21 protein-coding genes are annotated in these 25,689 nt (G+C 61.4%); 10 read left to right on the top strand and 11 right to left on the bottom strand.

The window, feature by feature from the left end:
* Positions 1-23 precede the first annotated feature (23 nt).
* The 4 genes from AB5Y94_RS18970 to AB5Y94_RS18955 all read right to left on the bottom strand — a co-directional run bounded on the left by AB5Y94_RS18970 (position 24) and on the right by AB5Y94_RS18955 (position 6,693).
* Complete coding sequence (locus AB5Y94_RS18970; protein ID WP_368206308.1) at positions 24-2,102, bottom strand: prolyl oligopeptidase family serine peptidase; 2,079 nt, start codon at positions 2,100-2,102, stop codon at positions 24-26.
* Complete coding sequence (locus tag AB5Y94_RS18965; protein ID WP_025201873.1) at positions 2,102-4,264, bottom strand: TonB-dependent hemoglobin/transferrin/lactoferrin family receptor; 2,163 nt, start codon at positions 4,262-4,264, stop codon at positions 2,102-2,104. The genes AB5Y94_RS18970 and AB5Y94_RS18965 overlap by 1 nt, the downstream gene beginning before the upstream one ends.
* A 307-nt stretch (positions 4,265-4,571) precedes the next feature.
* Entirely contained in the window at positions 4,572-6,422 is a 1,851-nt protein-coding gene (locus AB5Y94_RS18960; protein WP_368206307.1) for a DUF3413 domain-containing protein, read from the bottom strand.
* A gap of 43 nt (positions 6,423-6,465) precedes the next feature.
* Positions 6,466-6,693, bottom strand: a complete 228-nt coding sequence (locus AB5Y94_RS18955; protein ID WP_005299589.1) for a YejL family protein — start codon at positions 6,691-6,693, stop codon at positions 6,466-6,468.
* A gap of 73 nt (positions 6,694-6,766) precedes the next feature.
* Here AB5Y94_RS18955 and yejK point away from each other — a divergent pair, with 73 nt between their 5' ends.
* The 5 genes from yejK to AB5Y94_RS18930 all read left to right on the top strand — a co-directional run bounded on the left by yejK (position 6,767) and on the right by AB5Y94_RS18930 (position 13,243).
* Entirely contained in the window at positions 6,767-7,828 is a 1,062-nt protein-coding gene (gene yejK / locus AB5Y94_RS18950; RefSeq protein ID WP_026139243.1) for a nucleoid-associated protein YejK, read from the top strand.
* Between the two features lie 395 nt (positions 7,829-8,223).
* On the top strand, positions 8,224-9,405 hold the full coding sequence (malE, locus tag AB5Y94_RS18945) for a maltose/maltodextrin ABC transporter substrate-binding protein MalE (RefSeq protein WP_005299593.1): 1,182 nt from the start codon (positions 8,224-8,226) through the stop codon (positions 9,403-9,405).
* A gap of 75 nt (positions 9,406-9,480) precedes the next feature.
* Positions 9,481-11,133 (top strand): maltose ABC transporter permease MalF, encoded by a 1,653-nt coding sequence (malF, locus tag AB5Y94_RS18940; protein WP_005299595.1) that lies wholly within the window; start codon positions 9,481-9,483, stop codon positions 11,131-11,133.
* 12 nt (positions 11,134-11,145) lie between these two features.
* A complete protein-coding gene (malG, locus tag AB5Y94_RS18935; protein ID WP_005299600.1) occupies positions 11,146-12,036 on the top strand; it encodes a maltose ABC transporter permease MalG in 891 nt (296 codons plus the stop codon).
* A gap of 70 nt (positions 12,037-12,106) precedes the next feature.
* Positions 12,107-13,243 carry an ABC transporter ATP-binding protein gene (locus AB5Y94_RS18930; protein WP_368206306.1) on the top strand — a complete coding sequence of 379 codons (1,137 nt, stop codon included), beginning with the start codon at positions 12,107-12,109 and terminating at the stop codon, positions 13,241-13,243.
* 115 nt (positions 13,244-13,358) lie between these two features.
* Here the strand turns inward: AB5Y94_RS18930 and ppk2 are convergent, their stop codons facing one another.
* Positions 13,359-14,174, bottom strand: a complete 816-nt coding sequence (ppk2, locus tag AB5Y94_RS18925) for a polyphosphate kinase 2 (protein WP_368206305.1) — start codon at positions 14,172-14,174, stop codon at positions 13,359-13,361.
* 173 nt (positions 14,175-14,347) lie between these two features.
* Here ppk2 and AB5Y94_RS18920 point away from each other — a divergent pair, with 173 nt between their 5' ends.
* Positions 14,348-15,148: an alpha/beta fold hydrolase gene (locus tag AB5Y94_RS18920; RefSeq protein ID WP_201988538.1), complete on the top strand. Its 801-nt coding sequence runs from the start codon at positions 14,348-14,350 to the stop codon at positions 15,146-15,148.
* A 74-nt stretch (positions 15,149-15,222) separates the two neighbouring features.
* Here AB5Y94_RS18920 and AB5Y94_RS18915 read toward each other — a convergent pair whose 3' ends face one another.
* Genes AB5Y94_RS18915 through AB5Y94_RS18905 form a run of 3 tightly spaced genes read right to left on the bottom strand, consistent with a single transcriptional unit; the run spans position 15,223 to position 17,397 of the window.
* Positions 15,223-16,011: a MipA/OmpV family protein gene (locus tag AB5Y94_RS18915; RefSeq protein ID WP_368206304.1), complete on the bottom strand. Its 789-nt coding sequence runs from the start codon at positions 16,009-16,011 to the stop codon at positions 15,223-15,225.
* A gap of 56 nt (positions 16,012-16,067) precedes the next feature.
* Positions 16,068-17,138, bottom strand: coding sequence for an AI-2E family transporter (locus AB5Y94_RS18910; protein ID WP_017786655.1), 1,071 nt, complete (start codon positions 17,136-17,138; stop codon positions 16,068-16,070).
* A 16-nt stretch (positions 17,139-17,154) separates the two neighbouring features.
* On the bottom strand, positions 17,155-17,397 hold the full coding sequence (locus AB5Y94_RS18905; RefSeq protein ID WP_017779381.1) for a sulfurtransferase TusA family protein: 243 nt from the start codon (positions 17,395-17,397) through the stop codon (positions 17,155-17,157).
* Between the two features lie 129 nt (positions 17,398-17,526).
* Between AB5Y94_RS18905 and AB5Y94_RS18900 the strand changes: the two genes are divergently transcribed.
* Positions 17,527-18,981, top strand: a complete 1,455-nt coding sequence (locus AB5Y94_RS18900; RefSeq protein WP_368206303.1) for a M48 family metalloprotease — start codon at positions 17,527-17,529, stop codon at positions 18,979-18,981.
* A 129-nt stretch (positions 18,982-19,110) separates the two neighbouring features.
* Here AB5Y94_RS18900 and AB5Y94_RS18895 read toward each other — a convergent pair whose 3' ends face one another.
* Positions 19,111-19,593, bottom strand: coding sequence for a TlpA disulfide reductase family protein (locus tag AB5Y94_RS18895; RefSeq protein WP_195878382.1), 483 nt, complete (start codon positions 19,591-19,593; stop codon positions 19,111-19,113).
* A 60-nt stretch (positions 19,594-19,653) separates the two neighbouring features.
* On the opposite strand from AB5Y94_RS18895, the gene arsC reads away from it, so the two are divergent.
* On the top strand, positions 19,654-20,004 hold the full coding sequence (gene arsC / locus AB5Y94_RS18890) for an arsenate reductase (glutaredoxin) (RefSeq protein ID WP_010634363.1): 351 nt from the start codon (positions 19,654-19,656) through the stop codon (positions 20,002-20,004).
* Positions 20,001-20,384, top strand: a complete 384-nt coding sequence (locus tag AB5Y94_RS18885; protein WP_017781717.1) for a DUF2069 domain-containing protein — start codon at positions 20,001-20,003, stop codon at positions 20,382-20,384. Before arsC ends, AB5Y94_RS18885 begins: the two co-directional genes overlap by 4 nt.
* A gap of 143 nt (positions 20,385-20,527) precedes the next feature.
* Here AB5Y94_RS18885 and AB5Y94_RS18880 read toward each other — a convergent pair whose 3' ends face one another.
* Positions 20,528-22,810 (bottom strand): hypothetical protein, encoded by a 2,283-nt coding sequence (locus AB5Y94_RS18880; RefSeq protein WP_195878729.1) that lies wholly within the window; start codon positions 22,808-22,810, stop codon positions 20,528-20,530.
* A gap of 844 nt (positions 22,811-23,654) precedes the next feature.
* Entirely contained in the window at positions 23,655-24,269 is a 615-nt protein-coding gene (locus tag AB5Y94_RS18875) for an ACP phosphodiesterase (RefSeq protein ID WP_368206302.1), read from the bottom strand.
* Positions 24,270-24,444: 175 nt separating this feature from the next.
* Between AB5Y94_RS18875 and iadA the strand changes: the two genes are divergently transcribed.
* Positions 24,445-25,575: a beta-aspartyl-peptidase gene (iadA, locus tag AB5Y94_RS18870; RefSeq protein ID WP_319870671.1), complete on the top strand. Its 1,131-nt coding sequence runs from the start codon at positions 24,445-24,447 to the stop codon at positions 25,573-25,575.
* Positions 25,576-25,689: the final 114 nt, after the last annotated feature.

Here is a 25,689-nt window from a genome sequence, read left to right as displayed (position 1 = left end):
CAACACAAAAATGAGAAAAGGGATCACCGGCGGACGCCCCCCAGGGTGAGCAGGAAGGCGTACTCGCGGGCCGCCTGCTGGCGCGCGTTGGCCGGGCTGATGCGGTGGCCGCCGTCGAGGGCCGTGCTGAGCAGATAGGGACCCGGCCCCGTGCTGTGTTCCCGCAGGCGGGCCACCCACTTGAGCGGCTCCCAGTAGGGCACCTGACTGTCGTGCAGCCCGGCCGTCACATAGACGGGGGGATAGGGGGCCACATGCAGGTTGTCGTAAGGGCTCAGGCGGCGCATGGCGGCGTAATCGGCGGCAATGGCCGGGTTGCCCCACTCGGCGTACTCCTGGCGGGTGAGCGGCAGTTCGGGATCGCTCATGGTGCCGATGAGATCGACGAAGGGCACCTGCAGCACGGCCCCGGCGAAGCGGGTCGGTGCCTGGTTGAGGGCCGCCGCCACCAGCAGGCCGCCGGCGCTGCCGCCCATGGCAAACAGCCGGGCGGGGTCGATGGCGGGATCCCGGGCCAGCGCCTCGGCCACAGTCAGGAAGTCGTCCACGCTCTGCTGTTTGTGGCGACCGCGTCCCGCCAGATACCACTCATCCCCCAGCATGCCGCCGCCGCGCACGTGGGCGATGGCGTAGACGAAGCCGCGATCCAGCAGGCTCAGCACCTGCGGCTGGTAGTAGGGGCGCATGGGGGTACCGTAGGCGCCATAGCCGTAGAGCATCAGCGCCTTGGGAGTGTGGATGTCCTTGCGCCACACCAGGGAGACCGGCACCTTGACGCCATCCTTGCCCACCACCCAGCGGCGCTCGCTCTGGTAGGGGGAGGGACGCTGCGCCTGCGCGTCGGCTTGCCACTGGCCGCTGGCCAGATTGAGCCAGCGTTGGTGCGGCGGCTCGGCCATGCCCTGGCGGCGGATCAGGATCTGCCCGCTGGCGGGGTCGTGGGCGCCCTGGATCCAGGCCGTGCCGGCCCCCTCGGTCAGCAGCAGGCGATGGCTGAGCCGGCCGCGGCCATCCAGCACGTCGAGCCAGTCATCCCCTTTGTGGCGATACTGCAGCACCGTGTAGTCGGCAAACAGGCGCCACTTCTCGAGGCTCCTCTGCTCGCCGGACCAGAGCGGTTGCCACTCTCCCTTGGCCACCTGGCTCAGGTCGGCCACCTGATAGAGGCCGAGGGCACCGTCCCGGTTGCTCTTGAGCAGCACCCGCTCCCCCTGGGTATCCAGGTAATACTCGAGGCCGGCCTGACGGGCCTTGAGCAGAGCAGGTCTGCCCTCGTCCAGCAGGTACTGCTCGGCGCTGTCGTGGTTGTTGCTTTGCAGCAGCAGGTGGCGCCGATCCGTGGTGCGATAGAGGCTGAGCAGCCAGGCGGGATCCGCCTCCTGGTGGATCTGCTGATCCTTGCCATCGCGCCAGGCCCACAGCTGCCAGGGGCGCAGGGTGCGAGGTTCGTTGGCGATGGTGTAGAGGGTCTTGCCGTCCAGGCTCCAGAGCAGATCGCTGGCCCGGTGCGCCAGGGTGGCCAAGGGCTGGCCGTCGGCCAAGTTGAGCAGGGTAATGCGGTAGTCCCTATCGCCCTGCAGATCTTCGGCCAGGGCCAGCCAGCGCCCGTTCGGGTGCAGGGCCCAGCTGGCGAGCTCGTAGTAGCCGCTGGCCGGCTGACGGGCCGCCAGCCGTTGCCGGGGCTCAGCCTGCTCGCTATCTCGCTGCCACAGGCTGCCGTCGACTTCCATCCGCCACTGGCTGCCCGCCTCGCTCAACCACTCTTGCGGCATGGGTTCACCGCGCGCTTGTGCCTGCCACTCGGCCTGCAGAGCCTGTTCCAAGGGCCGCTGAGCGGCGAGCTGCTGCTCGGTCCAGCGGTTCTGCTCGCCCAGCAGGGCCAGCAGGGCGGGATCCTGGCGGCTGTCATCGCGCCAGCCGCCGTAGGGATCGAGCCGGGCCCGCTCCCCCGGCATCGGCAGCGGGCGGTGAGGAATAAGCGGGGCCACGAGCGGCGCCGACGCGGCGACGGCCTGACTCGGAGTGCCGGCTGGTGCAATGGCGACAGGCTGGGCAGCCGCCGGAGTGGCCAGCAGGCTGGCCAGCATCAGGAGTGCGTGCATCAGAGCCCCACGAAGGTGTAGCGCAGGCTGGCGCTCAGGGAGCGGCCTGTCTGGGTGTAGAGGCCCGCATCCGTGCCTGCTTCCAGCCCGGCGACATCCTGATAGCGGGTGTAGCGGGTGTCGAGCAGGTTGTCGAGCTTGAGGTTGGCCTTGAGGGCGTCGGTGATCTGCCAGTCGGCGGTCAGGGCGAAGCTGAGCCAGCCGGCGGTTTTCAGACACTCGCCCTGCTGCTGGGTCAGGCTGTTGCCACAGGTGGGCACCCGGCTCATGGCGGCGGCGTAGTCGGCTTGCAGCCCCAGGCTCCAGTCGTTGGCCTGATAGCTGAGGCGGGTGTTGCCCTCGAGCGGAGTGAGGTTGCGCGGCGATTCGCCCTGGCTGGTCTTGCCGTCGACCCAGCCCAGCTTGGTGGCCAGCTCCCATTGCGGGGTCAGCCAGTAGCTGGCGGCGACTTCGGCACCCCAGGTCTCGGACTTGGCGACGTTGCGATATTGACGCAGCATGACCCCGTCCCGCAGGCGGAAGCCCACCTGACGCCAGTCGACGAAGTTGTAGTAGCGGTTGTAGAAGAGGGCGGGCTTGATGCTCCACTCATCCCCTTCGCCGCTCACCCCCCACTCGAAGCTGTGGCTGGTTTCCTCTTTCAGGTCCGGGTTGGCGATGATCTCGAACGGCGGCAGGGCAAAGTAGTGGGGGATGTTGCCGTACACCTTGTCGTAGGAGGGGGCGCTGAAACCGTTGGCGTAGCTCAGCCAGCTGCGCCACTGCTCGTTGAAGCGGTAGCTGGTGGCCAGACTCGGCGAGAGGTGCCAGCTGTGGTTGCTCTCGCCCCGGCCATCCTGCGGGCTCAGCCACTGCTGATCCATGCGCAGGGTCGGGGTGAACTGCCATTGGCCCAGGGTCGCCACGTCCCCCAGCCAGATGCCGGCCCGATCGGTGCGGGCGCTGCTGAAGGGGGCGGACTGGGTGGGTTGGGGAATGCCGGCTTCCAGCATCAGCTTCTCCACCGGTCGCTCGTGCCGGGTGCGCGCCAGCTCGATGCCGTAGCTCAGCTTGTGTTCGACGGCGCCGGTGACCAGGTCGCGGCGGATATCCAGCTCGCTGCCGAGCAAGTGTTCGGTGAAGGTGGCCAGCTCCCGCTCGCTGCGATAGCGGGGGTAGCCGCTCAGCTCGTCATTTTGCAGCAGGCTGCGCTTGTTGGCGGTGTTCTTGGCGTAGTTGCCGTGCAGGTTCCAGGTAAAGCGGTCGGCCAGCGGGTGGCCCAGATCCTGCGCCTCCCAGCTCAGCTTGCCGCCCTGGGAGCGCTGGCTGCCGTTTTCACGATACTGGCGCACCTGCCACTTGCCGTCGGGCTGGGGAATTTCGCGCGGCCCCTGATCCCGCTTGGCGTTGTCCTCGAAGTAGTCGATCTCGAGGCGCAGCAGATGGTGCTGATTGAGGGTCAGGCTGGAGCTGGTGGAGGCGCTGAGGCCATCGAGATCCGCCGGGATGCGGCTCTGGTCGTAGTTGGCAGTCTCGTGCCCCTGCCAGCCGGAGAGGCGCAGCAGGTGGGCGCTCTCGCCCCAGCGGGCGGCGCCGGTGGCGCTCAGTTTCTGTTTGTCGCTGCTGCCGTCGTGCAGCACCTTGCTGCTGAGGTAGGCATCCTGCCCCTGCAGGTAATCTTCCGGCTGCTTGGTGGTGATGACCACGGTGCCGCCGATGGCGTCCGAGCCGTGCAGGGCGGAACCGGCCCCCTTGGCCACCTCGATCTGCTTGACGTCATCGAGATCGAAGCTGAAGCGGCCCACCTTGTCGTTGAGATCGTCGGCACCGAAGCCGTCGCTGACCCGGACCCCATCCTTGACGATCAGCACCCGGTTGCCACCGATGCCGCGGATGCTGATGTTTTGCGGCCGGCCCGCCGAGCCGGTCACCGAGACGCCGGGTTCGTTCTTGAACACGTCGGTGAGCTCGGTGGCTATCTGGCGCTCCAGATCCTCTTCGGTGATGACGGTGATGGAGCCCGAGATGTCGGAGAGTTTCTGCTCGACCCGCTGACCCTTGACGATTATGGTCTCGCGCGCCTTGGGCGGGGTGGTACCGGAGGTGTCTATCCCTGCGGGATCGCCGGCGGCCAGCGCTGTACCGGACAGCAGCATGGGCCAGTAGTGAAGTAGTGTTTTCATTTTGAGAATAATTATTATTTAAGCCTGAAGGCCGCGGATTATTGCAGAGAGGTCCAATCAGATCAACGATTGATAATCATTATCATTTTGTTTTTATGATCCTGATCAGGTTGCATTTTATGATGAAGACATCAGTAGCAAAGTGGGCCAACGTTTACGCCTGCAGGACGCAGGGCAGGCAGACGGGGGGATGAAATGGGGGAGGGTGGCAAGGTGTTGGCTGAGGATTTGGCAGCTCATGCCAAGGTTATGTCGGCAATAAAAAACCCGCTCGAGGAGCGGGTTTTCAACGGATACAGGACGGGGCTCAGGGGGCGCGGTAGAAGCGGTTCAGCTCGTTCATCACCTGGATCATGACCCCCATGTCCGGGGTGCCGTGCTTGATGGGACGGTAGCTGTTGCGCTCCAGCAGCTCGAAGTCACCCTGCTTGTTGAAGTGGGTGATGGTGTTGCCCTGATAGATGGCAAAGTCGCGCTGATCCCCCGCCAGCAGCCAGTTGCGCGGGCTGTTGTCGAACAGGTTGCGACCTATGCTGTAGTCCCGCGGCGGGTTGCGCACCCCCAGCATCCCCTGCATCAGGGTCGGCACCAGATCCAGGTGGCTGCTCACCGGGCTCGTCGGCAGGGTCTCGTTGCCAGGCCAGGCCAGCACGAAGGGCACCTGCACCTGATAGGCTGAGTAGTTGGTGCCATAGCCCCAGCTGTTGCTCTGGGTATCGTTGAACTCCTGGCCGTGGTTGGCGGTGACCACGACGATGGTCTGCTCGCCAATGCCCTGCTGCTGCAACTGGGTCAGCATCTGCTCCAGCAGCTGATCGGTGTAGAAGACCGAGTTCTTGTAGCGGTTTTCCAGCTTTTGCAGGTTTTCGGCCTGATAGGCGGTGGCCGGGTTGAACTTGGTGAGCTCCGGCTGGAAGGGGCCCTTGATGCCGGCCGGCAGCTGGTAGTCGCCCGGGCTCGACAGATAGACCAGCGAGAACCAGGGGCGGTCAGGGGAGCGCTTGGCGAGCCACTGCTGCCAGTCGCCGACAAGCTGGGTATCGTCGGTCTGCTCGGAGACGAACACCTGCTTGCGCAGGCCGGAGAGGATGCTCTGGCGATACTGCTGGGCATCTTCCAGCGCGCCGAACAGGCCGAACTGGTAGTCCTGGCGCAGCATCTCGTCAAACAGCACCGGCGGGGTCTTGTCGTTGCGAATGTCGTCGTAGTAGTGGCCAGGCAGGCCGTAGAACAGGCTGAACATCCCCATGGCGTCATCGTTGCCGCCACTCATGTGGTTGGCAAAGTTGAGGTGCTGATCCGCATAGCGCTGCAGATTGGGCATGTTGATGTTGTTGAGCATGTCGGCCCGTAGGGAGTCGACCACCACGATCAGCAGGTTCTTGTGGGTCAGCGGGGCGTTGACGCTGAGCGGGCGCAGCGGGTAGCGCAGCCGGCTCACACTGTCGCCATCCTGGGACTCGGCCTTCTTCTCGTACTGATCCAGATCCAGCCAGCCGTGCTTGGCGAGGAAGCTCTTGGCGGTCATCGGGTAGGAGAGCGGGAAGTTGGCGCGCTGCATGGTGATGGGCTGATACAGGGTGGCATCGGCCCAGCTGTTGACCACGTGGGTCAGGATGAAACAGACCAGCAGGGCCAGCCCCACCTGATTGCCGTACTGGCGGCGCTTGCGCTTGTTGATCTTGCGCCAGACATAGGCCGACAGCAGCAGCTGCACCAGGAAGATGGTGGGCACCGCCACGAAGATGATGCTCCAGATCGAGCCCTCCTCGGTCTGGGCCTGATCCAGCAGCAGCTGCCACACCTGACCGTTGAGGTGGAACTTGAACAGCTGAAACACCTGGGTGTCGATAAGCAGCAGCACCAGCGCCAGGGTGGCGATGATGGCGGAGATGAAGCGCAATGGTTTCTCCCTGGGCAGCACGAAGCTCAGGGGGAAGATCGTCAACAGGTAGGTGACAAAGCTCAGAAACGAGAAGTGACCGATCCAACTGATGATGAGATAGGTCACGCCGAGCGTGGTCGACGGCCAGCTGATCGCCCCCAGATAACGGGTGGCGATCAGCATGGCCAGAATGATGTTGAAGAAGGAGAACCAATGCCCCCAGGTGATCAGGCGAGAGACATTATCACGATAGGGGTTGCCGGTTTCGACCATAGTGATCCATCTGCTTGAAAAACATCAAAGAATGCGAAGAGACTCAATGAGCGTCGTGGCGATGATCGACCGAGGCGGTGAGCGCCTGGATGAATTTCTCGGTGATCGCCTGACGCTGGGCCGGGGCCATGCCATTGATGATGTTGGTGGTCAGGTTGCCGAGCACCATCAGACTGAGGTCCACCGGCGCCTTGTGCTTCTCCAGGGCGGTGATCAGGTCGTTCATCAGGGCGTCAAACTGCTCGTTATTGTACTTTGATACGATGGGCATAATCTTGGGTTCATCTCGGTTCAAAGCGCCTTATAATACTTCACCCTTTCGGCTAACACTATGGCTTTGTGACATGAGTCTCGATATCGACAAGATCATTCTTCACTCCCTGCGCCAGGGCGGCGATGGTCAACCTCACGCCGACACCCGCAGCCAGCTTCTGCCTGCCGATGAGGCAGTACAGGGGCTGATGGCGGAGCTGCACCGCATTTACAACGGCAAGGGGGGCAAGGGCTTTGGCTTCTTCGCCGACCCCGAGGCCGCCGTCGCCGAGCTGGCAGAGGGGGAAGAGGCCTCCAAACAACCCTCTCCCCTGTTTCGCATCGCGCTGGAAAAGCTGCTGGACGAGCAGCTCGAATTCGTGCCCTTCTCGGTGGAGATGACCCAGCTGCTGGTCAAGCAGCTGGTGGAGCACGCCCTCGACGAGCAGGGCGTACTGCTGTTTGCCAAGTACAACTACGTGGGTGTGGATTATCTGATGATCGCCCTGCTGGAGGGCAAGGAGAGCGTCACCGTCAGCGAGGCGCTGGAACTGCGCCACATCCAGTATCTGGATATCGGCAAATTGAACCTGGTGGCCCGCATCGATCTCACCGAATGGAAAACCCAGGCTGATTCGCGCCGTTACATCACCTTCAGCAAGGGCCGGGTCGGTCGCAAGCTGGGGGATTTCTTCATGGATCTGCTGGGTGCCCGTGAGGGGATGGATGCCAAGATCCAGAACAAGGGGCTGCTGCAGGCGGTGGATGACTATTGCGACAGCCGCCAGCTCGAACCGGCCGAGCGCAACGACTACAAGAAACAGGTCTTCAAATATTGCACCGAGCAGGCCAGCGCCGGTGAAGAGATCGAGATCAGGGAGCTGTCGGCGGAGCTCTCGTCAAAAGAGGCAGGGGAGGGCGACCTCGATTTTTACAGCTTCATCGGTCAGGAGTATGAGCTGGAAGAGCGCTTCCCGGCGGACCGCTCCACCCTGCGCGGGCTGACCAAGTTCGTCGGCTCCGGTGGCGGGCTGACGTTGAGCTTCGAGCAGAAGCTGCTCAACAGCCGGATTTTCTACGATCCCCAGACCGATACCCTGACCATCAAGGGGGTGCCGCCCAACCTCAAGGATCAGCTGTTACGCCAGTCGTAATGTGATCTGCTTTCCACTTTTGGCAAAAAGACACCGCAGCCTGCTGCGGTGTCTTTTTATTTAACGGGGTAGGTGGCAGCGAAACCAACTCGGTGATTTGTTAACAAATTAAACAGAATAATCCCTGTGAAAGGGTTTTCAATGAGGTGAAAACCCTTTCATTCATGTTTATTTATTTCTCTTTGGTAATTTAATTTCTTAATTTGGCGATAAATATGCCAATAAATGGCGTTAACCCCCTGAAATAAGAAAATGTTTTCAGAACTTTCCGGAAGAAAATACGTAATTGCGTTTCAAAAATGCGAGTTGCGTCATGTGAGGCGGTAACGGCTTGGGATAATATTCATCTCGCACACAATGCTCTTGCAGCGCGGAACTAATACAAGGAAAGGCTCATGAAAAAGAAATTGCTGTCATCCCTGATCGGTCTGGCTACTCTGGGTGTGGCTTGCTCTGCCACTGCCGCCATTGACGAAGGCCAACTGACCATCTGGATCAACGGTGACAAGGGATACAATGGTCTGGCCGAAGTAGGTAAGAAATTTGAAGCCGAAACCGGCATCAAGGTGACGGTTGCTCACCCTGATCAGGTGGAAGTGAAATTCCAGCAAGCCGCTGCCACCGGCAACGGCCCGGACATCTTCTTCTGGGCTCACGACCGTTACGGTGAGTGGGTCAAGGCCGGTCTGCTGGTCCCCGTGACCCCGAATGCCGCCACCAAAGCCAAGTTTGAACAGTTCGCCTGGGATGCCATGACCGTCGATGGCAAGACCTACGGTTATCCGGTTGCCGTCGAAGCCGTCAGCCTGATCTACAACAAAGATCTGCTGCCGGAGCCGCCGAAGACCTTCGAAGAGATCGCCAAGATTGACGAGACCCTGAAGAAGAGCGGCAAGCGCGCCATCATGTGGGCCTATGACACCCCCTACTTCAGCTACCCGCTGGTGGCTGCCAACGGTGGCTACGCCTTCAAGAAGACCGCTACCGGTTATGACGTGAAAGATACCGGCGTGAACAACGCGGGTGCCAAGGCCGGTGTCGGCTACATCTCCGAGATGATCAAGTCCGGTCATCTGGAAAAAGGCATCGACTACGGTGTGATGGACGCCAAGTTCAACAAGGGCGAAGTGGCCATGATGATCAACGGTCCCTGGGCCTGGAGCAACCTGGACAAGAGCGGCATCAAGTACGGCGTTGCCTCCCTGCCGACCCTGAAGGGTAAACCGGCCAAGGCCTTCGTCGGCGTGCTGGGTGCCACCATCAACGCCGCCAGCCCGAACAAGGATCTGGCCATCGAGTTCCTGGAAAACTACCTGCTGACCGATGCCGGTCTGGCTCCGGTCAACGCCGACAAGCCGCTGGGCGCCGTGGCGCTGAAGTCCTTCCAGAAGACCCTGGAAGCGGATCCGCACATCAAGGCCACCATGGTGAACGCCCAGAATGGCGAGCCGATGCCGTCCGTGCCTGAAATGAGCCGTTTCTGGTCCTCCTTCGAAACTGCCCTCAAGAACGTGACCTCCGGCCGTCAGAGCGTTGACGAAGCCCTGGATACCGCTGCCAAGCGTATCGTTCAGTAAGCACGCACTACCCGGGAGGCCGCAACGGCCTCCCACTCTCTCAAATCTCTCTTGGCGTTATAAAGGTTAATTGGCATGGAAGTAGTACCTTCTATCGAATCCTATGCCGGTCCGAAGGATAAGCACACCTGGCTTAAGTGGACCATTGCTGCCCTGGTAGCCATCCTCAACGGTTATGCAGCCGTGATGATGTACGCCAGCGGTGAGTGGGTATTCGCTCTGCTTGATCTGGTGGTGGTCTCCGTCGGTCTGTATGTCTTCATGAACAAGAAGACCTATGCCCACCGCTATATCTTCCCCGGTGTGGCTGGCATGGTTGTTTTTATCATCTTCCCTCTTGCCTACACGATCGGCATCGCCTTCACCAACTATTCGGGATCCAACCTGCTCTCCATCGAGCAGGCGCGGGATTACCATCTGAAAAAAACCTATAAGGTGGCGGGCGGTGAATTCGATTTCACCCTCCTGGGTGGTGAGAACAATCAGTTTCAGCTGCTGCTGAAACAGGACGACCAATCCTTTATCAGTCAACCCGTTACCCTGATGAACAACAAGGCCCGTGAACTGGCTGTCCGCGAGGGCAGGGTTCATGACAAGGTACAAGTTGTTCAGCTGCAACCCCTGGCCGGTGAGGCCGTGGATCAGGTGGCGCCCATCCGGGCCATCGTCGACCACCGCACCCACCTGAGCGCCCTCGATCTGGTGCTGCCAGATGGCGGAACCCACCTGACCCTGAGCAGCCTGCGCAAGTTCGCCGCCCAGAAACAGCAGTACACCCGTCTGCTGGACGGTGCCGTGCTCAAGTCCGGGGTGGTGATCAAAGACAGCAATCTGCTGCGTGACAACCAGAGCGGCGAGCTGATGCTGCCCAACGGCGACACCGGCTTCTATCAATATATCGATGAGCAGGGCCAATTCGTCGGCAAGAGCGTGGCACCCGGTTTCGTGGTGAGCGTGGGCTGGAAGAACTTCGCCCGCATCGTCACCGACCCGGGTATCCAGGCGCCGTTCCTGCAGATCTTCGTCTGGACCGTGATCTTCTCCGCCTGTTCGGTGGGCTTCACCCTGGCCATCGGCATGGTGCTGGCCTGTCTGGTGCAGTGGGAGTCTCTCAAGGGGCGCGGTTTCTACCGGGTCATGTTGATCCTGCCCTATGCCATCCCGGCGTTCATCTCCATCCTGGTGTTCAAGGGTTTGTTCAACCAGAACTTCGGCGAGATCAACCTGTTCCTGGAAGCGGCGTTCGGCATCAAGCCTGACTGGTATACCAACCCCTTCCTGGCCAAGGTGATGATCCTCATCGTCAACACCTGGCTTGGCTACCCCTACATGATGATCCTCTGCATGGGCCTGCTCAAAGCCATTCCGGAAGATCTCTATGAGGCGTCCGCCATGGACGGTGCCGGTCCGGTGCAGAACTTCTTCAAGATCACAGTACCGCTCCTGATGAAGCCGCTGACGCCCCTGTTGATTGCCTCGTTCGCGTTCAACTTCAACAACTTTGTGCTTATCCAGTTGTTGACCAACGGCGCGCCGGACATCATTGGCGCCAGCACCCCGGCCGGGACCACCGACCTGCTGGTGAGCTACACCTACCGGATCGCGTTCCAGGGCTCGGGTGGTCAGGACTACGGTCTGGCCAGTGCCATCGCCACCGCCATCTTCCTCATCGTGGGTGCGCTGGCCTTGCTCAACCTGAAATTGTCCAAAGCCGACAAGCAACTGTAAGGAGGCTTCAACATGGCAATCGTACAACCCAAATCAGTCAAATACCGGGTGTGGGCAACCCACCTGGTGATGTGGGGCTTCCTGGCACTGATCATCTTCCCGCTGATCATGGTCATCGCCATCTCGTTTAGAAACGGCAACTTCGCGGTAGGGGAGATCATCCCCTCCAACCCAACCCTGGATCACTGGAAGCTGGCGCTGGGCATGTCCATCACCAACGCCGACGGCAGCATCACGCCGCCGCCATTCCCGGTGCTGACCTGGTTGTGGAACTCCATCAAGATCGCGGGCATCACCGCCCTGATGATAGTGGTGCTCTCCACCACCTGTGCCTACGCCTTCGCCCGCCTGCGGTTCCGTGGCAAGTCCACCATCCTGCAGGGCATGCTGATTTTTCAGATGTTCCCGGCGGTGCTGGCACTGGTGGCCATCTATGCGCTGTTCAACAAGATTGGTGACTACATCCCCTGGCTGGGTCTCAACACCCACGGCGGCCTGATCCTGGCCTACATGGGGGGCATCGCCCTGCACGTCTGGACCATCAAGGGCTACTTCGAGACCATCGACTCCTCCCTGGAAGAGGCGGCGGCCATCGACGGTGCCACTCCGTGGCAGGCATTCCGGTTGATCCTGCTGCCGCTGTCGGTGCCCATCCTGGCGGTGGTGTTCATCCTGGCCTTCATCGGTTCCATCACCGAGGTGCCCATGGCCTCCATCCTGCTGCAGGATGTGAACAACCTGACCCTGGCGGTCGGGGCCCAGCAGTACCTCTATCCGCAGAACTACCTGTGGGGTGACTTCGCCGCGGCCGCCGTGCTGTCGGGCTTCCCCATCACGGTCGTCTTCCTGCTCGCCCAGCGCTGGCTGGTGGGTGGTCTCACTGCCGGCGGCGTGAAAGGTTAACGGTTCATGGCCGGGGGAGCCGACTCCCCCCGCCATCACGATTTGCAAAGATTCAAGAGCGGAGCTCGACATGGCTGAAGTAGTACTCAACAACGTTCGCAAAAATTACGACCCGGTTGTCCACAAGGACACCCTGCGCAATATCAACCTGGCCATCAAGGAAGGGGAGTTCATCGTCTTCGTCGGTCCGTCCGGTTGCGGCAAGTCCACCCTGCTGCGGATGATCGCCGGTCTGGAAGACATCACCAGCGGCGAGCTGACCATCGGCGGGCGCTACATGAACGACGTGCCGCCGGTGGAGCGCAACGTGGGCATGGTGTTCCAATCCTACGCCCTCTATCCGCACATGAACATCTACGAGAACATGGCCTTCGGCCTCAAGCTCAAGAAGATGGACAAGGAGAACATCCACAAGCGGGTGATGCGCGCCGCCGAGATCCTGGGTCTCGAGCCGCTGCTGGACCGCAAGCCCAAGGCCCTCTCCGGCGGTCAGCGCCAGCGGGTCGCCATCGGTCGCTCCATCGTCCAGCAGCCACAGGTGTTCCTGTTTGACGAACCCCTGTCGAACCTCGACGCCGCCCTGCGGGTCAAGATGCGCATCGAGATCGCCAAGCTGCACAAGGAGCTCAACTCCACCATCATCTACGTGACCCACGACCAGGTGGAGGCCATGACCCTGGCCAACCGCATCGTGGTACTGAGCCCGCTCAAGGCGGATGCGACCACCAACCTGGAACAGTTCGGCACCCCGCTCGAGCTCTACCACAACCCGGACAACAAGTTCGTGGCGGGCTTCATCGGTTCCCCCAAGATGAACTTCCTGGCGGGCGAGCTGGTGGAGATTGGCGAGCAGGAGTGCCTGGTCAAGCTGACCACGGACGACAGCGTGCGGGTGCGGGTCGATGCCCGCCGCGGCGCGGTTGGCGACAAAGTGGAGCTGGGCATTCGTCCCGAGCACCTGGTGCCGCTCGATCACGCCCATGCCGACAGCCGCGTGAGCGGGGTGGTGCAGGTGGCTGAACACCTGGGGGCCGAATCCTTCGTCTACATGGACGTGGCGGGCCACGACTTCACCGTCAAGGCCAGCTCCGACGTGGACGTGGCCACCGGCCAGCAGTACAGCGTCGGCATTCCGGCCGAGGCCTGTTACCTGTTCGATGCCAAGGAGCAAGCCTTCCCGCGCACGGCCAAATACATCCGCACCTGACAAGGGGCGGCTGCCGAGGTTTCCTTTTCTTTATATTCAATGCCTTTTTGCCGGTCGCAAGACCGGCTTTTTATTGCCTGCCGTTTGGCGAGAACGGCAGGCGAGGTGGCAGTGCTCAGGCCTCGAGCGCAGCTGTGATGTCCGGCACAAAGTGCTGGCTGGTGAGCGGCGGGCGCTCGTAACCTTCGGTGCTGATAGGGGGCAGCTCTATGTGTTCGTAGTGGATCGCCTCGTAGGGCACCTTGCCCAGCAGGTGAGAGATGCAGTTGAGGCGGGCGCGGCGCTTGTCGTCCGCCTCCACCACGAACCAGGGGCAATCCTCGGTATCCGTGTAGGTGAACATGTCATCCTTGGCGCGGGAGTATTCGACCCAGCGCGAGCGAGATTGCAGGTCCATCGGGCTGAATTTCCAGCGCTTGATGGGGGTGCTGATCCGCTCCTTGAAGCGCTTCTCCTGCTCCTCGTCGCTGACCGAGAACCAGTACTTGATGAGGGTGATGCCGGAGCGAGTCAGCATCCGCTCGAACTCGGGGCAGGCGCGCAGAAACTCGCGATACTCGTTGTCGCTGCAAAAGCCCATCACCCGCTCGACCCCGGCCCGGTTGTACCAGGAGCGGTCGAACAGCACCATCTCGCCGGCAGCGGGCAGGTGGGCCACGTAGCGCTGAAAGTACCACTGGGAGCGCTCCCGGTCCGAGGGGGCGGGCAGCGCCGTGACCCGGCAGACCCGGGGGTTGAGGGGCTCGGTGATAGCCTTGATGACGCCACCCTTGCCGGCGGCGTCGCGGCCCTCGAACACTACCACCACCTTCAGCCCCTCCTGCTTGACCCACTCCTGCAGCTTGACCAGCTCCTCCTGCAGATGGGCCAGGTGGTGCTCGTAGGTCTTCTTGTCCAGGCGCGGGCGCTTCTTGCTCTTGTCCTTCGGCATGATTGTCTCCTTATTGAGTCCTTTCCAGATTGCACCAGGCGAGCGTCACTGCCAAGGGGGTCGTGTTACACTGCCGCCTCACGAGCCTCCGGCAGGCAATAGAAAAAACATGACGCCAGTGATGGCGATGTGCACTGCCGTCTCATCACCGGCTGTTGGCAACAGGAGAAAACATGAAGCAAGTTATGGAGATAGCGGGCCGCCAGATGGCCTATCTGGACGAGGGGCAGGGCCCGGTCGTGCTGTTTGGTCACAGCTATCTGTGGGACAGCGCCATGTGGGCGCCCCAGGTGGAGGCCCTCAAGGGGCAGTACCGTTGCATCGTGCCCGAACTGTGGGGCCACGGTGATTCCGATGCGCTGCCCGAGGGGGGCTGCACCCTGGCGACCCTGGCCCGCGACCACCTGGCCCTGCTCGATGCGCTCGGCATCGACGAGTTCGTGCTGGTGGGTCTCTCCATCGGCGGCATGTGGGGCGTGGAGCTGGCGCGCATGGCGCCCGCGCGCCTCAAGGGGTTGGTGCTGATGGACAGCTTCGTCGGCCTCGAGCCCCAGATCACCTGCGAGCGCTACCTCGGCATGCTGGCCATGATCGAGCAGCTTGGCACCATTCCGGCTCCCATCGTCGAGCAGGTGGCGCCGCTGTTTTTTGCCGACCAGCCGGATGCCGCCCTGATGAGCGGCTTCAAGGCGCGCCTCGCCGCCTGGCCGGCCGACAAGGTGGCCGCTATGGTGGCGGTGGGCCGCAGCTTCGTAACCCGCGAAGATCGCATTGAGTGGCTGGAAGAGATCCGCGTGCCCGCGCTGGTGATGACCGGTTGCCAGGACAAGGCTCGCCCTGTGCTGGAAGGCTATCTGATGGCCGAGGTGCTGGGCTGCCCGTTCAAGGAGATCCCGGCGGCCGGCCACATCGCCTCGCTGGAGAACCCCGCCTTCGTCAACGGCGCGCTGGCTGAGTTTCTGGCCCGCCTGTAACAGTGTTCTCTGCCGGATAACAAGAAAAGGAGCCATGGGCTCCTTTTCTCTTTGATGCGGGTGTGGTCTGGGCGTTACCAGATATAGCCGAGCCCCAGCCCGGCATAGAGTTCCCCCTGATGCTGGACGAGGGGGCTGTCCGCGATGTCGCCGTCATAGCGTTCGTAGTTGATGCCAAAGCCGCCGATCCAGTTGGCGTTGAAGCGATAGCTGCCGATGAGGGAGACCATGGGGGAGAGGGTGGTGCCGGTGTTCCATGCCGGCCTGTCCGCCCTCGCTTCATCTTGCGAGACACCACCGAAGTAGTAGTTGGCGAGGTTGTGGCTGCGCAGCATGACGCCGGCCCCCGGCATCAGCAGCAGCGGGCCGCAGATGATGGGGAAGTTGGCCCACAGCATCAGCTCCTGGCCATTGCTGGTGCCGGTCACGTCGCTGGTGGCCCGCACGCTCCAGAGGGCATAGGGGGTGATGAGATCGGCCCCGATCCCGGCCTCGAACTCACCCTTGCGCTTGTCGAGGCCGTGCAGGAAGGGATCATCGTCCGGATCCAGATTGCCAAAGCGCATCCGGCCGAAGGCGTAGGTGGAGAGGCCGCCATTGCGGCTCAGGTAGTAGCGGGCCCGATCCCCCAGATACATCAGGTTGTCGCCAAAGTAGAGGGCCCCCGGGATCGGCAGCAGGGTGTCATCCTGGTGCTGGTAGCGGGCCTGACCGCCGATGACGGCCCCGCCCAGCACCAACCCTTTGGGAATGGGGCTGTCGGGGCTGTCGCTGGAGAAGGCGCTGAGCGCCCCGATATCGAGATCGGCCCGGGCCGGCAGGGTGGTCAGGAGCAGGGCCGCCAGCCCCGTCCGTGTGAGCATGTTCAATATCTTCATGGACACTCCGTTGTCATCGATGGCCAGGCACGACTATCGCATTATTTGGGCACGGCGGGCAGCTCTTCGCGCTTGGGCCAGGCATTGAGCACCGCCTTGACCAGGGTGGCGAGGGGGATGGCGAAGAAGACCCCCCAGAAGCCCCACAAACCGCCAAACACCAGCACGGCAACGATGATGGCCACCGGATGCAGGTTGACCGCCTCGGAGAAGAGCAGAGGTACCAGCAGATTGCCGTCGAGGGCCTGGATCACCAGATAGGCCACCATCAGCCAGGTGAACTCGGGGGTCAGCCCCCACTGGAACAGGGCCACCATGGCCACCGGCACCGTCACCGCGGCGGCGCCTATGTAAGGGATCAGCACCGAGAAGCCCACCGCCACCGCCAGCAGCGCCGAGTAGCGCAGCCCCATCAGGGCGAATGGAATATAGGTCGCCACTCCGACGATGAGGATCTCGATCACCTTGCCGCGGATGTAGTTGAGGATCTGCTCGTTCATCTCCACCCAGACCCGGTTGACCAGGGTGCGGTTGCGCGGCAGGAAGCGGCGCAGCCCCCCCATCAATATCTCTTTGTCCTTGAGCATGAAGAAGACCATCAAGGGCACCAGGATGGCGTAGATGAGGATGGCCACCACGTTGATGAGGGAGCCGAGGGAGGCGGTCACCAGCTGCTCGCCCCCGCTCAGGATACGCTGGCGCATGTTGTCGATGACGGTCTCCACCAGGCTGACATCGACCAGCTCGGGGTACTGTTCCGGCAGGGTGCGCACATAGTCCTGAGCATGGGAGAGCATGGCCGGGGACTCCTTGGCCAGGTTCAGCCCCTGGCTTGCCAGGGTCGGGATGAGGCCGAGAAACGCCATGGCGGTGAGGGCGATGAACAGCAGCAGGATGAGACTGGTGGCCAGGGTGCGGGAGAGCCCGGCCCGCTGCAGCCGGCTTACCGGCCACTCCAGCAGATAGGCCATCACCAGTGCGACCAACAGTGGCGCCAGCAGATCGCCAAACAGCCAGAGCACGGCGAAACAGGCCGCCAGCAGCAGAAACAGGGTGACGGCATCGGGATCGGAGAAACGGGTCTGATACCAGCGCTTGATGACTTCTAACATGGCGACATCCTTTACGTTACTGGGGCTGGCTGTGGTGCCTGGCCCCGACCACCAACTGCAAAGAGAGGGTATTGTCCGGCGCTTCCTGCAAGGTGAAGGGGTGACCCTGGCGCTGCAGATAGGCGGGAATGTCCTGCCGTGAGCCGGCATCGGCCAGCCGGATGGCGAGGGCTTGACCGGTTTTGGCCTGGCGCAGCCAGAGCTTGAGCCGGATCAGCGGCTCGGGGCAACGCCAGGGGGTCAGGTCGAGGTATTCCATGGAGGCTCCATCGCGCGTGATGGCGGCTATTATGGCCGTGATGAGAGCGCGAAACAACGCTTGTAGCCCTTGATGGGCAAGGGTATTCTGCCGGTGTCCCGGTAGGGTCTGATTGGAGATAGAGATAACGTGGCACGCTTTTCCCCCCTGATGGCATCGCTCCCCCTGCTGGCTTCCCTGATGGGCGCCACTTTCCATGCCCAGGCCAGCAACCAGCTTCCCGATATCGGCACCGCCGGGGTGGCCGCCCTGCCCATCGAGCAGGAGGTGCGCTACGGCAGCGCCTTCATGCGCTTTGCCCGGGCCGGTTTGCCGATCATAGATGATCCCGTGTTGAGCCAGTACATCGACGATCTGGGCCAGCGGCTGCTCTCCAACGCCGACGGGGTGCGTTTCCCGTTCACCTTCTTCCTCATCAACGACCCCAGCATCAACGCGGCCGCCTTCCTCGGCGGGCGGGTCAAGGTGCACACCGGCCTGTTTCTCTATGCCGACAGCGAGAGCGAGCTCGCCTCGGTACTGGCCCACGAAATCACCCACGTGACCCAGCGCCACATCGCCCGCTATATGGAAGCGCAGGCGAGCAGCTCCGCCATGACCCTGGCCGGGCTGGTAGGCTCCATTGCGCTGGCGGTGATCAACCCCACCGCAGGGATCGCCGCGCTGCAGACCACGCTGGGTCTCTCCATGCAGTCGGCCATCAACTACACCCGCGACAACGAATACGAAGCGGACCGGATCGGCATGAAGACCCTCTACGACGCCGGTTTCGATCCCATGGGCATGGCCAACTTCTTCCAGAAGCTGGCGGCCGAGTATCGCTACGCCAGCAAGCCGCCGGAGATGCTGCTGACTCACCCGCTGCCGGAGACCCGGATCAGCGAGGCGCGCGCCCGGGCGGGCAGTTATGGCCGTCGCAATCTGCCACCGAGCCTCGACTTCTGGCTGGCCAAGGTGCGCATCCAGGTGCGTTTTGGCACCGAGAGCCCGCAGGCCCTGCTCACCTATTTCGACAACCGGTTGCAGAAGGGGGACTACCCGCTCAAGGATGCGGCCATCTACGGCAAGGCGCTGGCGCTGCTGCAGCTCAAGCGCACCGATGAGGCCGACGCCCTGATGCAGGAGCTGGCGACCCGCCACCCGGAAGATCTGTTCGTGGTGGATGCCCTCACCGATATCGACTTGGCCAAGGGGCGCAGCGCCCAGGCCATCGCCCGGCTCGAGAAGTTCCGCACCCGCATGCCGGACAACGAGGTAGTGGTGGTGAACCTCGGCAACGCCTACCTGGAAGGGGGCAACTACAAGAAGTCCATCGCCATTCTCGACCCCTATGCCCGTGAGCACGAAGAGAACAACCTGGCCTGGAGCCTGCTCTCCGATGCCTATCGCAAGGCGGGCAGGATGACCGAGCTGCACATGGCGCGCGCCGAGATGCTCTCCCTGCGCGGTGACTACCAGGCAGCCATTGACGAGCTGATCGTGGCGCGCGGCACCACCAACGACAAGTTGACCCTGGCAAGGCTGGAGGCGCGCATCACCGAGCTGGAGCGGGCCAAGAAGGATCTCGACAGCCTCAAGGGCTGACGGGCCAGCGGTTCTCACACACGACAAGGGCGCACCAGGGGGCGCCCTTGTCGTTGATGCAGGTGGCCGATGGGCAACAACAGGGGGGAAGGGCGGGGAAACAGAGCGGCCGGCGGCAAGGGGTCAGGCTCAGTGGCCAGCCGGCTTGACGGAAGCCCTGAGGGCCTCGACCCGCGATGGGGTGAGTTCTCCCATCAGGGTCTGCAGGAGTTTTCCTTTGCCATCGAGCAGATAGCTGGTGGGCAGCCCGGCGGGACGGGGGAAGGGGAGGCTCGCCTCCTGCCGGGGGATGAGCAGCGGCACCTGGATGCGGTACTGCCCGGCCAGTTTGCGAAGCTCGGCTGGTGTGGTCGGGTCATAGTTGACCATCACCACGGCGATCTCTCCCTCCCGCGCCAGCGCCTCCAGCAGCGGCAGCTCCCGCAGGCAAGGGGCGCACCAGGGGGCGAAGTAGTTGACCAACAGCGGCTTGCCGGCAAAGTCGGCCAGGGCCACCGGCAGGTGCTGGCTGTCGGTGAACTGGGGCGCCGGGCTGCAGGCCGTCAGCAGGCCGGCCACAATCAGCCAACACATTCGTTTCAATTCCTGCACTCTCGCGCTTACCCTGACCATCAGTTTCCCCTACAATAGCGCCGTTTCTTGTCCCATCTTGCGATTAATCAGGGAGTTATCATGAGCGAGACCCAAATCTACCACAATCCGCGCTGCTCCAAGAGCCGTGAAACCCTGGCCTTGCTGGAACAACACGGGATCGCCCCGGCTGTGGTGCTCTATCTGGAGCAGGCCCCGAGCGAGGAAGAGATCCGCACCCTGCTGAGCCAGCTGGGGTTCAGCGATCCGCGCCAGCTGATGCGTACCAAGGAAGATCTCTACAAGGAGCTGGGGCTTGGCGAGGTGAGCGGTGACGCCCTCATTCGCGCCATGCACCAGAATCCCAAGCTCATCGAGCGCCCCATCGTCATCAAGAACGGCCAGGCCCGCATCGGCCGCCCCCCCGAGCAGGTGCTGGAGATCCTCAAGTGAGCACCCGCTTCGCCCGTCTGCTGACCCTGGTCGGCTTCTTTGGCCTGCTGGGCTGGGTGCTGCTGTGGCATCTGTGGCTCTCGCCCCATCCCGACCTCAACCCATGGCTGTTGCCGGTGATCTGGACGGTGCCGCTGCTGTTCCCGCTCAAGGGGATTGTGCAGGGCAACCCCTACACCCACGCCTGGGGCAACTTCGTGCTGATGCCCTACTTCCTGCACGCCCTGACCCTGATCACCACGGATGAGGGGGAGCGGTGGCTGGCGGTGGTGGAGCTGGTGTTCACCGTGCTCGCCTTCATCGGCACCATCTATTACGCCCGCCTGCGCGGCCGCGAGCTGGGCCTGAGCATTCGCAAGAAAAAGGATGCCGACAGCTGACCCGCTGAGTTTCTACCCCGGCTTGCAGGGGAACACGGGCTGTCGCTGCGACCACAGTGCAGAGCGCGCCCCAAATAAAAAGTCCCTGCCAAGGCAGGGACTTTTTTATGGCCAAAGTGGCCTTGGCTACGCTTGCCGTTCGCTTAGAAATGAATGGTCAGCTGGGGCGCTTTGGCCGGGGTTGCCTCCGAGGTATAGACATATTTATCGTAGAAACTGGCATAACCGGGATCGAGTGCGAAGCTCAATCTTGGTTGTTCATAGGTATTGCCACTCCCCGTTTTTGCCCTGTCCAGGGCGGCATTGAACAAGTCAGTGACATCAACCCAGGCCACCTGTTCACTGGAGTAGGTGATTTGGTCGCTGAACTTGGGCCGGTACTCTTTCCAGCTGTTTTGTCGCATCGCCCAGGTTGAGGCGTTGGCGCTGAAGAAGTAGTAACTCCAGTAACTGGAAATATATACGGTGCCGGGATCGTACTGCTCAATTCTCAATGAAACCGAGTTAGGTTTTCTGTTGCCATATTTGGCAACATATTCACCCAGGTTGAATGAGAGAAATCCCCAGGTCATGGCAGGATTGTAAGCACCATCGGCGCCGAGAGTCAGGTAGTTGTTTTGAGACTGACTGACTTGTTTGGGGTCATAGGTATAATAAGCCATGTCTTCATCGGCATAGATGGCATAGGTGCCATCGCTTCTGACCTCATGGGGCTTGTTATATTCCCCTTCTGCCGCGCAATAGTTCTTTATGGTGACCTGACTTGATGGTGCACCGAGACGAATATCAAGACCTTGCTTGGGAGTCAGCGTCACATTGCCCAGTTGTCCTGAATTGATCAGGCGCTTGGCATCGCTGTCCGGATCCAGTGTGTCCTTGGTATAACTCAAGGTGGCGGGATACTCTTTCATGGTCAAATAATAGGGAACGAATTTCCCCTCGGCGTCCGTTTTATTCACCATGGCAATGTCTTTATTCAATATGTTGTCATGGAGGGTGGCGGAATTATTCTTCGCCGTGACGATCAGGGAGATGCTATCCACAACCCCTTTTCCCCCCTGGAATGAAATGCTCGGGCGCTTGCTGTTCAAGCGGTCGTACAAATACATCAAGGGCACATCATCGGTGACTACCGTATACAGCTTGGAACTGCTGCCATTGGTAGACATAGCGGCATAGGAGAAGCTGTCATTATTGCCATCTATATCGTGAAGGTTGGTGAACTGCGGGGTGACATCAGCACTGACCAGATATTTGATCTTCAATCTCCCGGTGAGATTGACGCCGGTATTCTCGGTCGTGTTCCAGCCACTCATGGTCAAGCCCGACTTGGCATTGCTTGCCAGCACGACGTTGGAGGGGATGAAGGTGGTGACCAGCTTGTATCCCTGGGAGCTGGAGCGATCGCTATAGGTCTTGTCGACACGGACCTTCGGGGTGGTCAACAGGGTGAACAAGCCCATGGGCTCATCATAGAGCGGGAACGAAATATCACTGGCACCATTTTCGCCAAAATCTTGCCAGGCGGTGGACAAACTGCCCGGCATTTTCAGTTTGACCGTGATGCCAGGATCTGAGGAGGTCGTTTCACCCCGCAAATACACCTCCGAGAAGGAGATTTGTGGAATGATTGGGCTGTAGCCGGGCACGGCCGCCGCCTGTGTTCCGAAGATGGATCCCACGCCAGACAGGGTGCCGGCCAGTGCCTTGAAGCCTGCCGTTACACTGCTTCCCCCCGGAGCCAGCTCCATCATGCCGCCCAGAAAGTCGCCTGCGGCACCCAGGGCATCGCTGGCCACGGCATTGGAGGTGGCGGAGTCGTTGATGCCGCCGAAGACATTCTGCAGGTCGGAGAGATTGCTGACGGTATAATTGCCGGCCTGTTCCAGGTTGTCGCTCAAGCTACCCGAGACATCCATCAGATAGGCCGCCGGATCGCCGATACCCTCGTCGGTGATATTCTGCGAGATACCGGTGGCATGCCCATACAGTTCAACATTGGCGATCGCTTTTGGACTGATTTTGATGTTCAAGTCAATCTCATCTGAACCGGCGGAACAGGGATCCAGATTCACCTGGAAGTCGGTCACCCCCCAGCCACCATCCTGCGCGTTATTGATGGCGCCAAAGCCGGTCTTGCTGCTGGAGTAGAATCGGGCATCCGCGCTCTGGTTGCTGTCAAAGAGCTTGGATTTGCCAGTGGTGGAGAGCGTCACCGCAACGCCGGTGCCTATGGTGTAGCCAGGGAAATATCCCATCACCCGCAGTTTTGCCGTCATCCGGTTGTAGAGAATGAGGTAGGGGTATTGGTTGGTCGAGAATGCATCATCCCCATCGGCAGACCAGACGGACTTCGCATTGGCATAATGCTGCATCTTGTAGCCAAGATTGAATTTGAGGAGCTCCCAACCGCTATTTGGGTCCATGTCGGGTATTTTGTCTGCGATGGATCTGGCTACCCGCCTGGTGCAGCTTGTGGCGGGAGGAAGCTGATTACCCGGGCCCATGATATCCGAGGTGATGGCTGCGCCACCCGGAATATTATAGAGCGATTCTATTTCGCAGATATAGAATGGGCTGGTCATCAGCTCATCTTCTCCGCTTATCGAAGACATGCCAACTTGCAGGTGTTGGGTGCGCCAGTCGAAAATATTTTTGCGCTGTTGTTGAATTGCCGCTGCCGTATTTGGGTAGCGCGCATGATCCGGGTGGGTAATGACGGCTTCCTGTTTCCAGCGAGCATCTATATCCAGCGGGGTGGCTGCATGAGCCATTAATGGAAGCATGGCACTGACGGCCATCCATAATGTTGAATGCCTGATCTCCATTATCATAATTCTCCAGGTTTTAATCGACATTGTAAAATCTTACAATTGACAGATATCGAGAATGTTATTCTCGCAATGAATATGTCAGCGGATTTTAAATGAAGCATATCCATTACCGTGAGGGTAATAATTAATGCTGGCTAGTCAATGACTTTTTTATTATTCTGGAGGTCATGGATAATAGCAGCGGCATTCGACAGGCGTTTTTATATGAAAATAATGTCAGTCAGAGCTGGTGTGGCCCCATTTATGTGGGGCCTTCATTGGCGTTGATTTTTTTGCAGCCAGAGCGATATATGAAAATATATATTCAATGAATGAAATCTTTTCCATCAAGGGTCACTGCCAAGCAAATATTCCTTACCCCAGCTCAACCGGAGTTATGCTCTCGTGAAGTACGGGGAGCGAAAGAGAGTGTGTTTGCCGTCATTTCGCGGGGTACTCATGGCTGCGGCCGTTCATCCCCGCCACGATAGTGGGCCAGCTGCTGCACGCTGAACTGCATCAGCTGGGGATAGAAGCGCAGAAAGCCCTCTTCGCACTGCTGCCAGCGGGTCGCGTCCAGGGTCGTGAGCGCTTCTCCCAGAGGCTGCGGGCGGCTCAGCCGGCGACCTATGCCGTTGAGGGCCTGCGCCAGTCCCTCTTTGCGCTGATAGGAGGCGATCCAGTCCTGCTCTGCCATTCGTTTGAGGGGCAGGGGCAGCCCCTCCGGCAGCTGGTGTGCATCCGCCAGCAGGCGCCCGTAGCTCTGTTGCAGGAAGCGGGGCAGGGCCTCGTTATGAAACTGCGGCCAGTGCAGGCTGAGCCAGTGGTCATAGAGCATGTCCACCAGGATACCGCCAAAGCGACGCCAGGGAGCCTCGAAGCAGGCCACCGCCGCCCTGTGTTCGGGGTGGCCGTCGGTGAAGGCGTCTATCTTGCGGTGCAGCCAGATCCCCTCGTCAAATTGTGTAGCGAGGCCGGTGGGCAGGGCGCCCTTGACGAAGTCCCCCAGCAGGTTGCCGGTGAGGGAGCTGTGGGTATGGGCTGCCAGATGCAGATGAGCCAGATAGTTCATGAAGGGGGAACCAGCCAAAGGGATTGCCGCTGAGCCTAGCGGATCCGGCGGCCCTTGCCTATGAAAACGGCCGCCTGGCCGTGAGGAAGTGCTTCCCTCCCTGACCGTCGGCTGGGTAGAGTGCAGCATGGCTGCCGCTTTACGGCGCACATCAACATCACGAGGAGCATGCCGCATGTTGACCCTGATCGAAGGGGCCGAACTCTATGGTCCGACCCCGCTTGGCCGCCAGGATCTGTTGGTGGCAGATGGCCGCATCGCCTGGCTCGGGCAGGGATTGTCTGTCCCCGCCGACTGGCCGCTGACACGGGTGGACGCTCGCGGCCGCTATCTGGTGCCCGGACTGGTGGATCCGCTGGCCCACATCACCGGCGGTGGTGGCGAGGGGGGCTTTGGTTTTCGTACCCCGGAGCTCTCGGCAAGGGAGGCGCTGAGCGCCGGGGTCACTACCCTGGTGGCGGCGCTTGGCACCGACAGCCTGACCCGCAGCCCGGCCCAGGTGCTCGGCAAGGTGCGCGAGTTTCGCGCCGCCGGGGTGAGCGCCTTCATGTATACCGGCTCCTACCATCTGCCGGTCAAGACCCTCACCGGCACGGTGGAGTCCGACATCATGCTCATCCCTGAGGTGCTGGGGGTGGGGGAGGTGGCCATCAGCGATCACAGATCCAGCGCGCCGACCCACGACGAGCTGGCACGGCTGGTGAGCGAGGCGCGGGTGGCCGGGCTACTCGCGGGCAAGAGCGGGGTGAGCTTCTTTCATCTGGGGGACGGGCGTGGGGCGCTGGCACCGCTGCGGGCCCTGCGCGATGGCACCGACATCCCGCTGCGCCAGCTCTACCCCACCCACTGCAACCGCAATCCCTGGCTGTTTGCCGAGGCCATCGAGTGGGGCCGGGCCGGCGGCTGGGTCGATCTCACCACCTCGAGCTTCCCGGACCTGCTGGACGATGGTGAGTTGCTGGCGGCCGACGCCCTGGTGGCGCTGCTGGCGGCCGGGGTGCCTGCCGAGCGTATCAGCTTCAGTTCGGACGCCAACGCCAGCCTGCCGCGCTTCGATGGTGAGGGGCGTCTCATCGAGCTGCGCTGCGGCCAGATAGGCAGCCTGTGGCAGGCACTGGTGGGGAGCTGCAGCAAGGGGATCGCACTGGAGGTGGCGCTGGCAGTGGTGACAGCCAATCCGGCCAGGGCGTTGGGGTTGGCGGCCAAGGGCACGCTGGCGGTGGGGCAGGATGCGGATCTGCTGCTGATCGACCCCGACACGCTCACCATCGAGCGGGTGATGAGCGGCGGCCGCTGGTGCAGCTGAATATCGGAATTGATGAGGAATCTGTGAGGTCAGGCCACCCCTCTTTTAAACAACAAGCCCGGCAGCAGTGCCGGGCTTGTTGTTGTTGACCGTGGGCCAGTCAGCGGGTCGAGA

The sequence above is a fragment of the Aeromonas sp. s5 genome (assembly GCF_040907865.1).
GTDB lineage: Bacteria > Pseudomonadota > Gammaproteobacteria > Enterobacterales > Aeromonadaceae > Aeromonas > Aeromonas dhakensis.
The sequence above is the reverse complement of the archived record's forward strand: the minus strand, read 5'-3'. Positions and strand labels throughout refer to the sequence as shown.

Bases quoted from the DNA above. Each gene is read 5' to 3' on its own strand.
- AB5Y94_RS18970 (WP_368206308.1), bottom strand. From the start codon at position 2,102: ATGCACGCACTCCTGATGCTGGCCAGCCTGCTGGCCACTCCGGCGGCT.
- AB5Y94_RS18965 (WP_025201873.1), bottom strand. From the start codon at position 4,264: ATGAAAACACTACTTCACTACTGGCCCATGCTGCTGTCCGGTACAGCG.
- AB5Y94_RS18960 (WP_368206307.1), bottom strand. From the start codon at position 6,422: ATGGTCGAAACCGGCAACCCCTATCGTGATAATGTCTCTCGCCTGATC.
- AB5Y94_RS18955 (WP_005299589.1), bottom strand. From the start codon at position 6,693: ATGCCCATCGTATCAAAGTACAATAACGAGCAGTTTGACGCCCTGATG.
- yejK (WP_026139243.1), top strand. From the start codon at position 6,767: ATGAGTCTCGATATCGACAAGATCATTCTTCACTCCCTGCGCCAGGGC.
- malE (WP_005299593.1), top strand. From the start codon at position 8,224: ATGAAAAAGAAATTGCTGTCATCCCTGATCGGTCTGGCTACTCTGGGT.
- malF (WP_005299595.1), top strand. From the start codon at position 9,481: ATGGAAGTAGTACCTTCTATCGAATCCTATGCCGGTCCGAAGGATAAG.
- malG (WP_005299600.1), top strand. From the start codon at position 11,146: ATGGCAATCGTACAACCCAAATCAGTCAAATACCGGGTGTGGGCAACC.
- AB5Y94_RS18930 (WP_368206306.1), top strand. From the start codon at position 12,107: ATGGCTGAAGTAGTACTCAACAACGTTCGCAAAAATTACGACCCGGTT.
- ppk2 (WP_368206305.1), bottom strand. From the start codon at position 14,174: ATGCCGAAGGACAAGAGCAAGAAGCGCCCGCGCCTGGACAAGAAGACC.
- AB5Y94_RS18920 (WP_201988538.1), top strand. From the start codon at position 14,348: ATGAAGCAAGTTATGGAGATAGCGGGCCGCCAGATGGCCTATCTGGAC.
- AB5Y94_RS18915 (WP_368206304.1), bottom strand. From the start codon at position 16,011: ATGCTCACACGGACGGGGCTGGCGGCCCTGCTCCTGACCACCCTGCCG.
- AB5Y94_RS18910 (WP_017786655.1), bottom strand. From the start codon at position 17,138: ATGTTAGAAGTCATCAAGCGCTGGTATCAGACCCGTTTCTCCGATCCC.
- AB5Y94_RS18905 (WP_017779381.1), bottom strand. From the start codon at position 17,397: ATGGAATACCTCGACCTGACCCCCTGGCGTTGCCCCGAGCCGCTGATC.
- AB5Y94_RS18895 (WP_195878382.1), bottom strand. From the start codon at position 19,593: ATGGTCAGGGTAAGCGCGAGAGTGCAGGAATTGAAACGAATGTGTTGG.
- arsC (WP_010634363.1), top strand. From the start codon at position 19,654: ATGAGCGAGACCCAAATCTACCACAATCCGCGCTGCTCCAAGAGCCGT.
- AB5Y94_RS18880 (WP_195878729.1), bottom strand. From the start codon at position 22,810: ATGGACCCAAATAGCGGTTGGGAGCTCCTCAAATTCAATCTTGGCTAC.
- AB5Y94_RS18875 (WP_368206302.1), bottom strand. From the start codon at position 24,269: ATGAACTATCTGGCTCATCTGCATCTGGCAGCCCATACCCACAGCTCC.
- iadA (WP_319870671.1), top strand. From the start codon at position 24,445: ATGTTGACCCTGATCGAAGGGGCCGAACTCTATGGTCCGACCCCGCTT.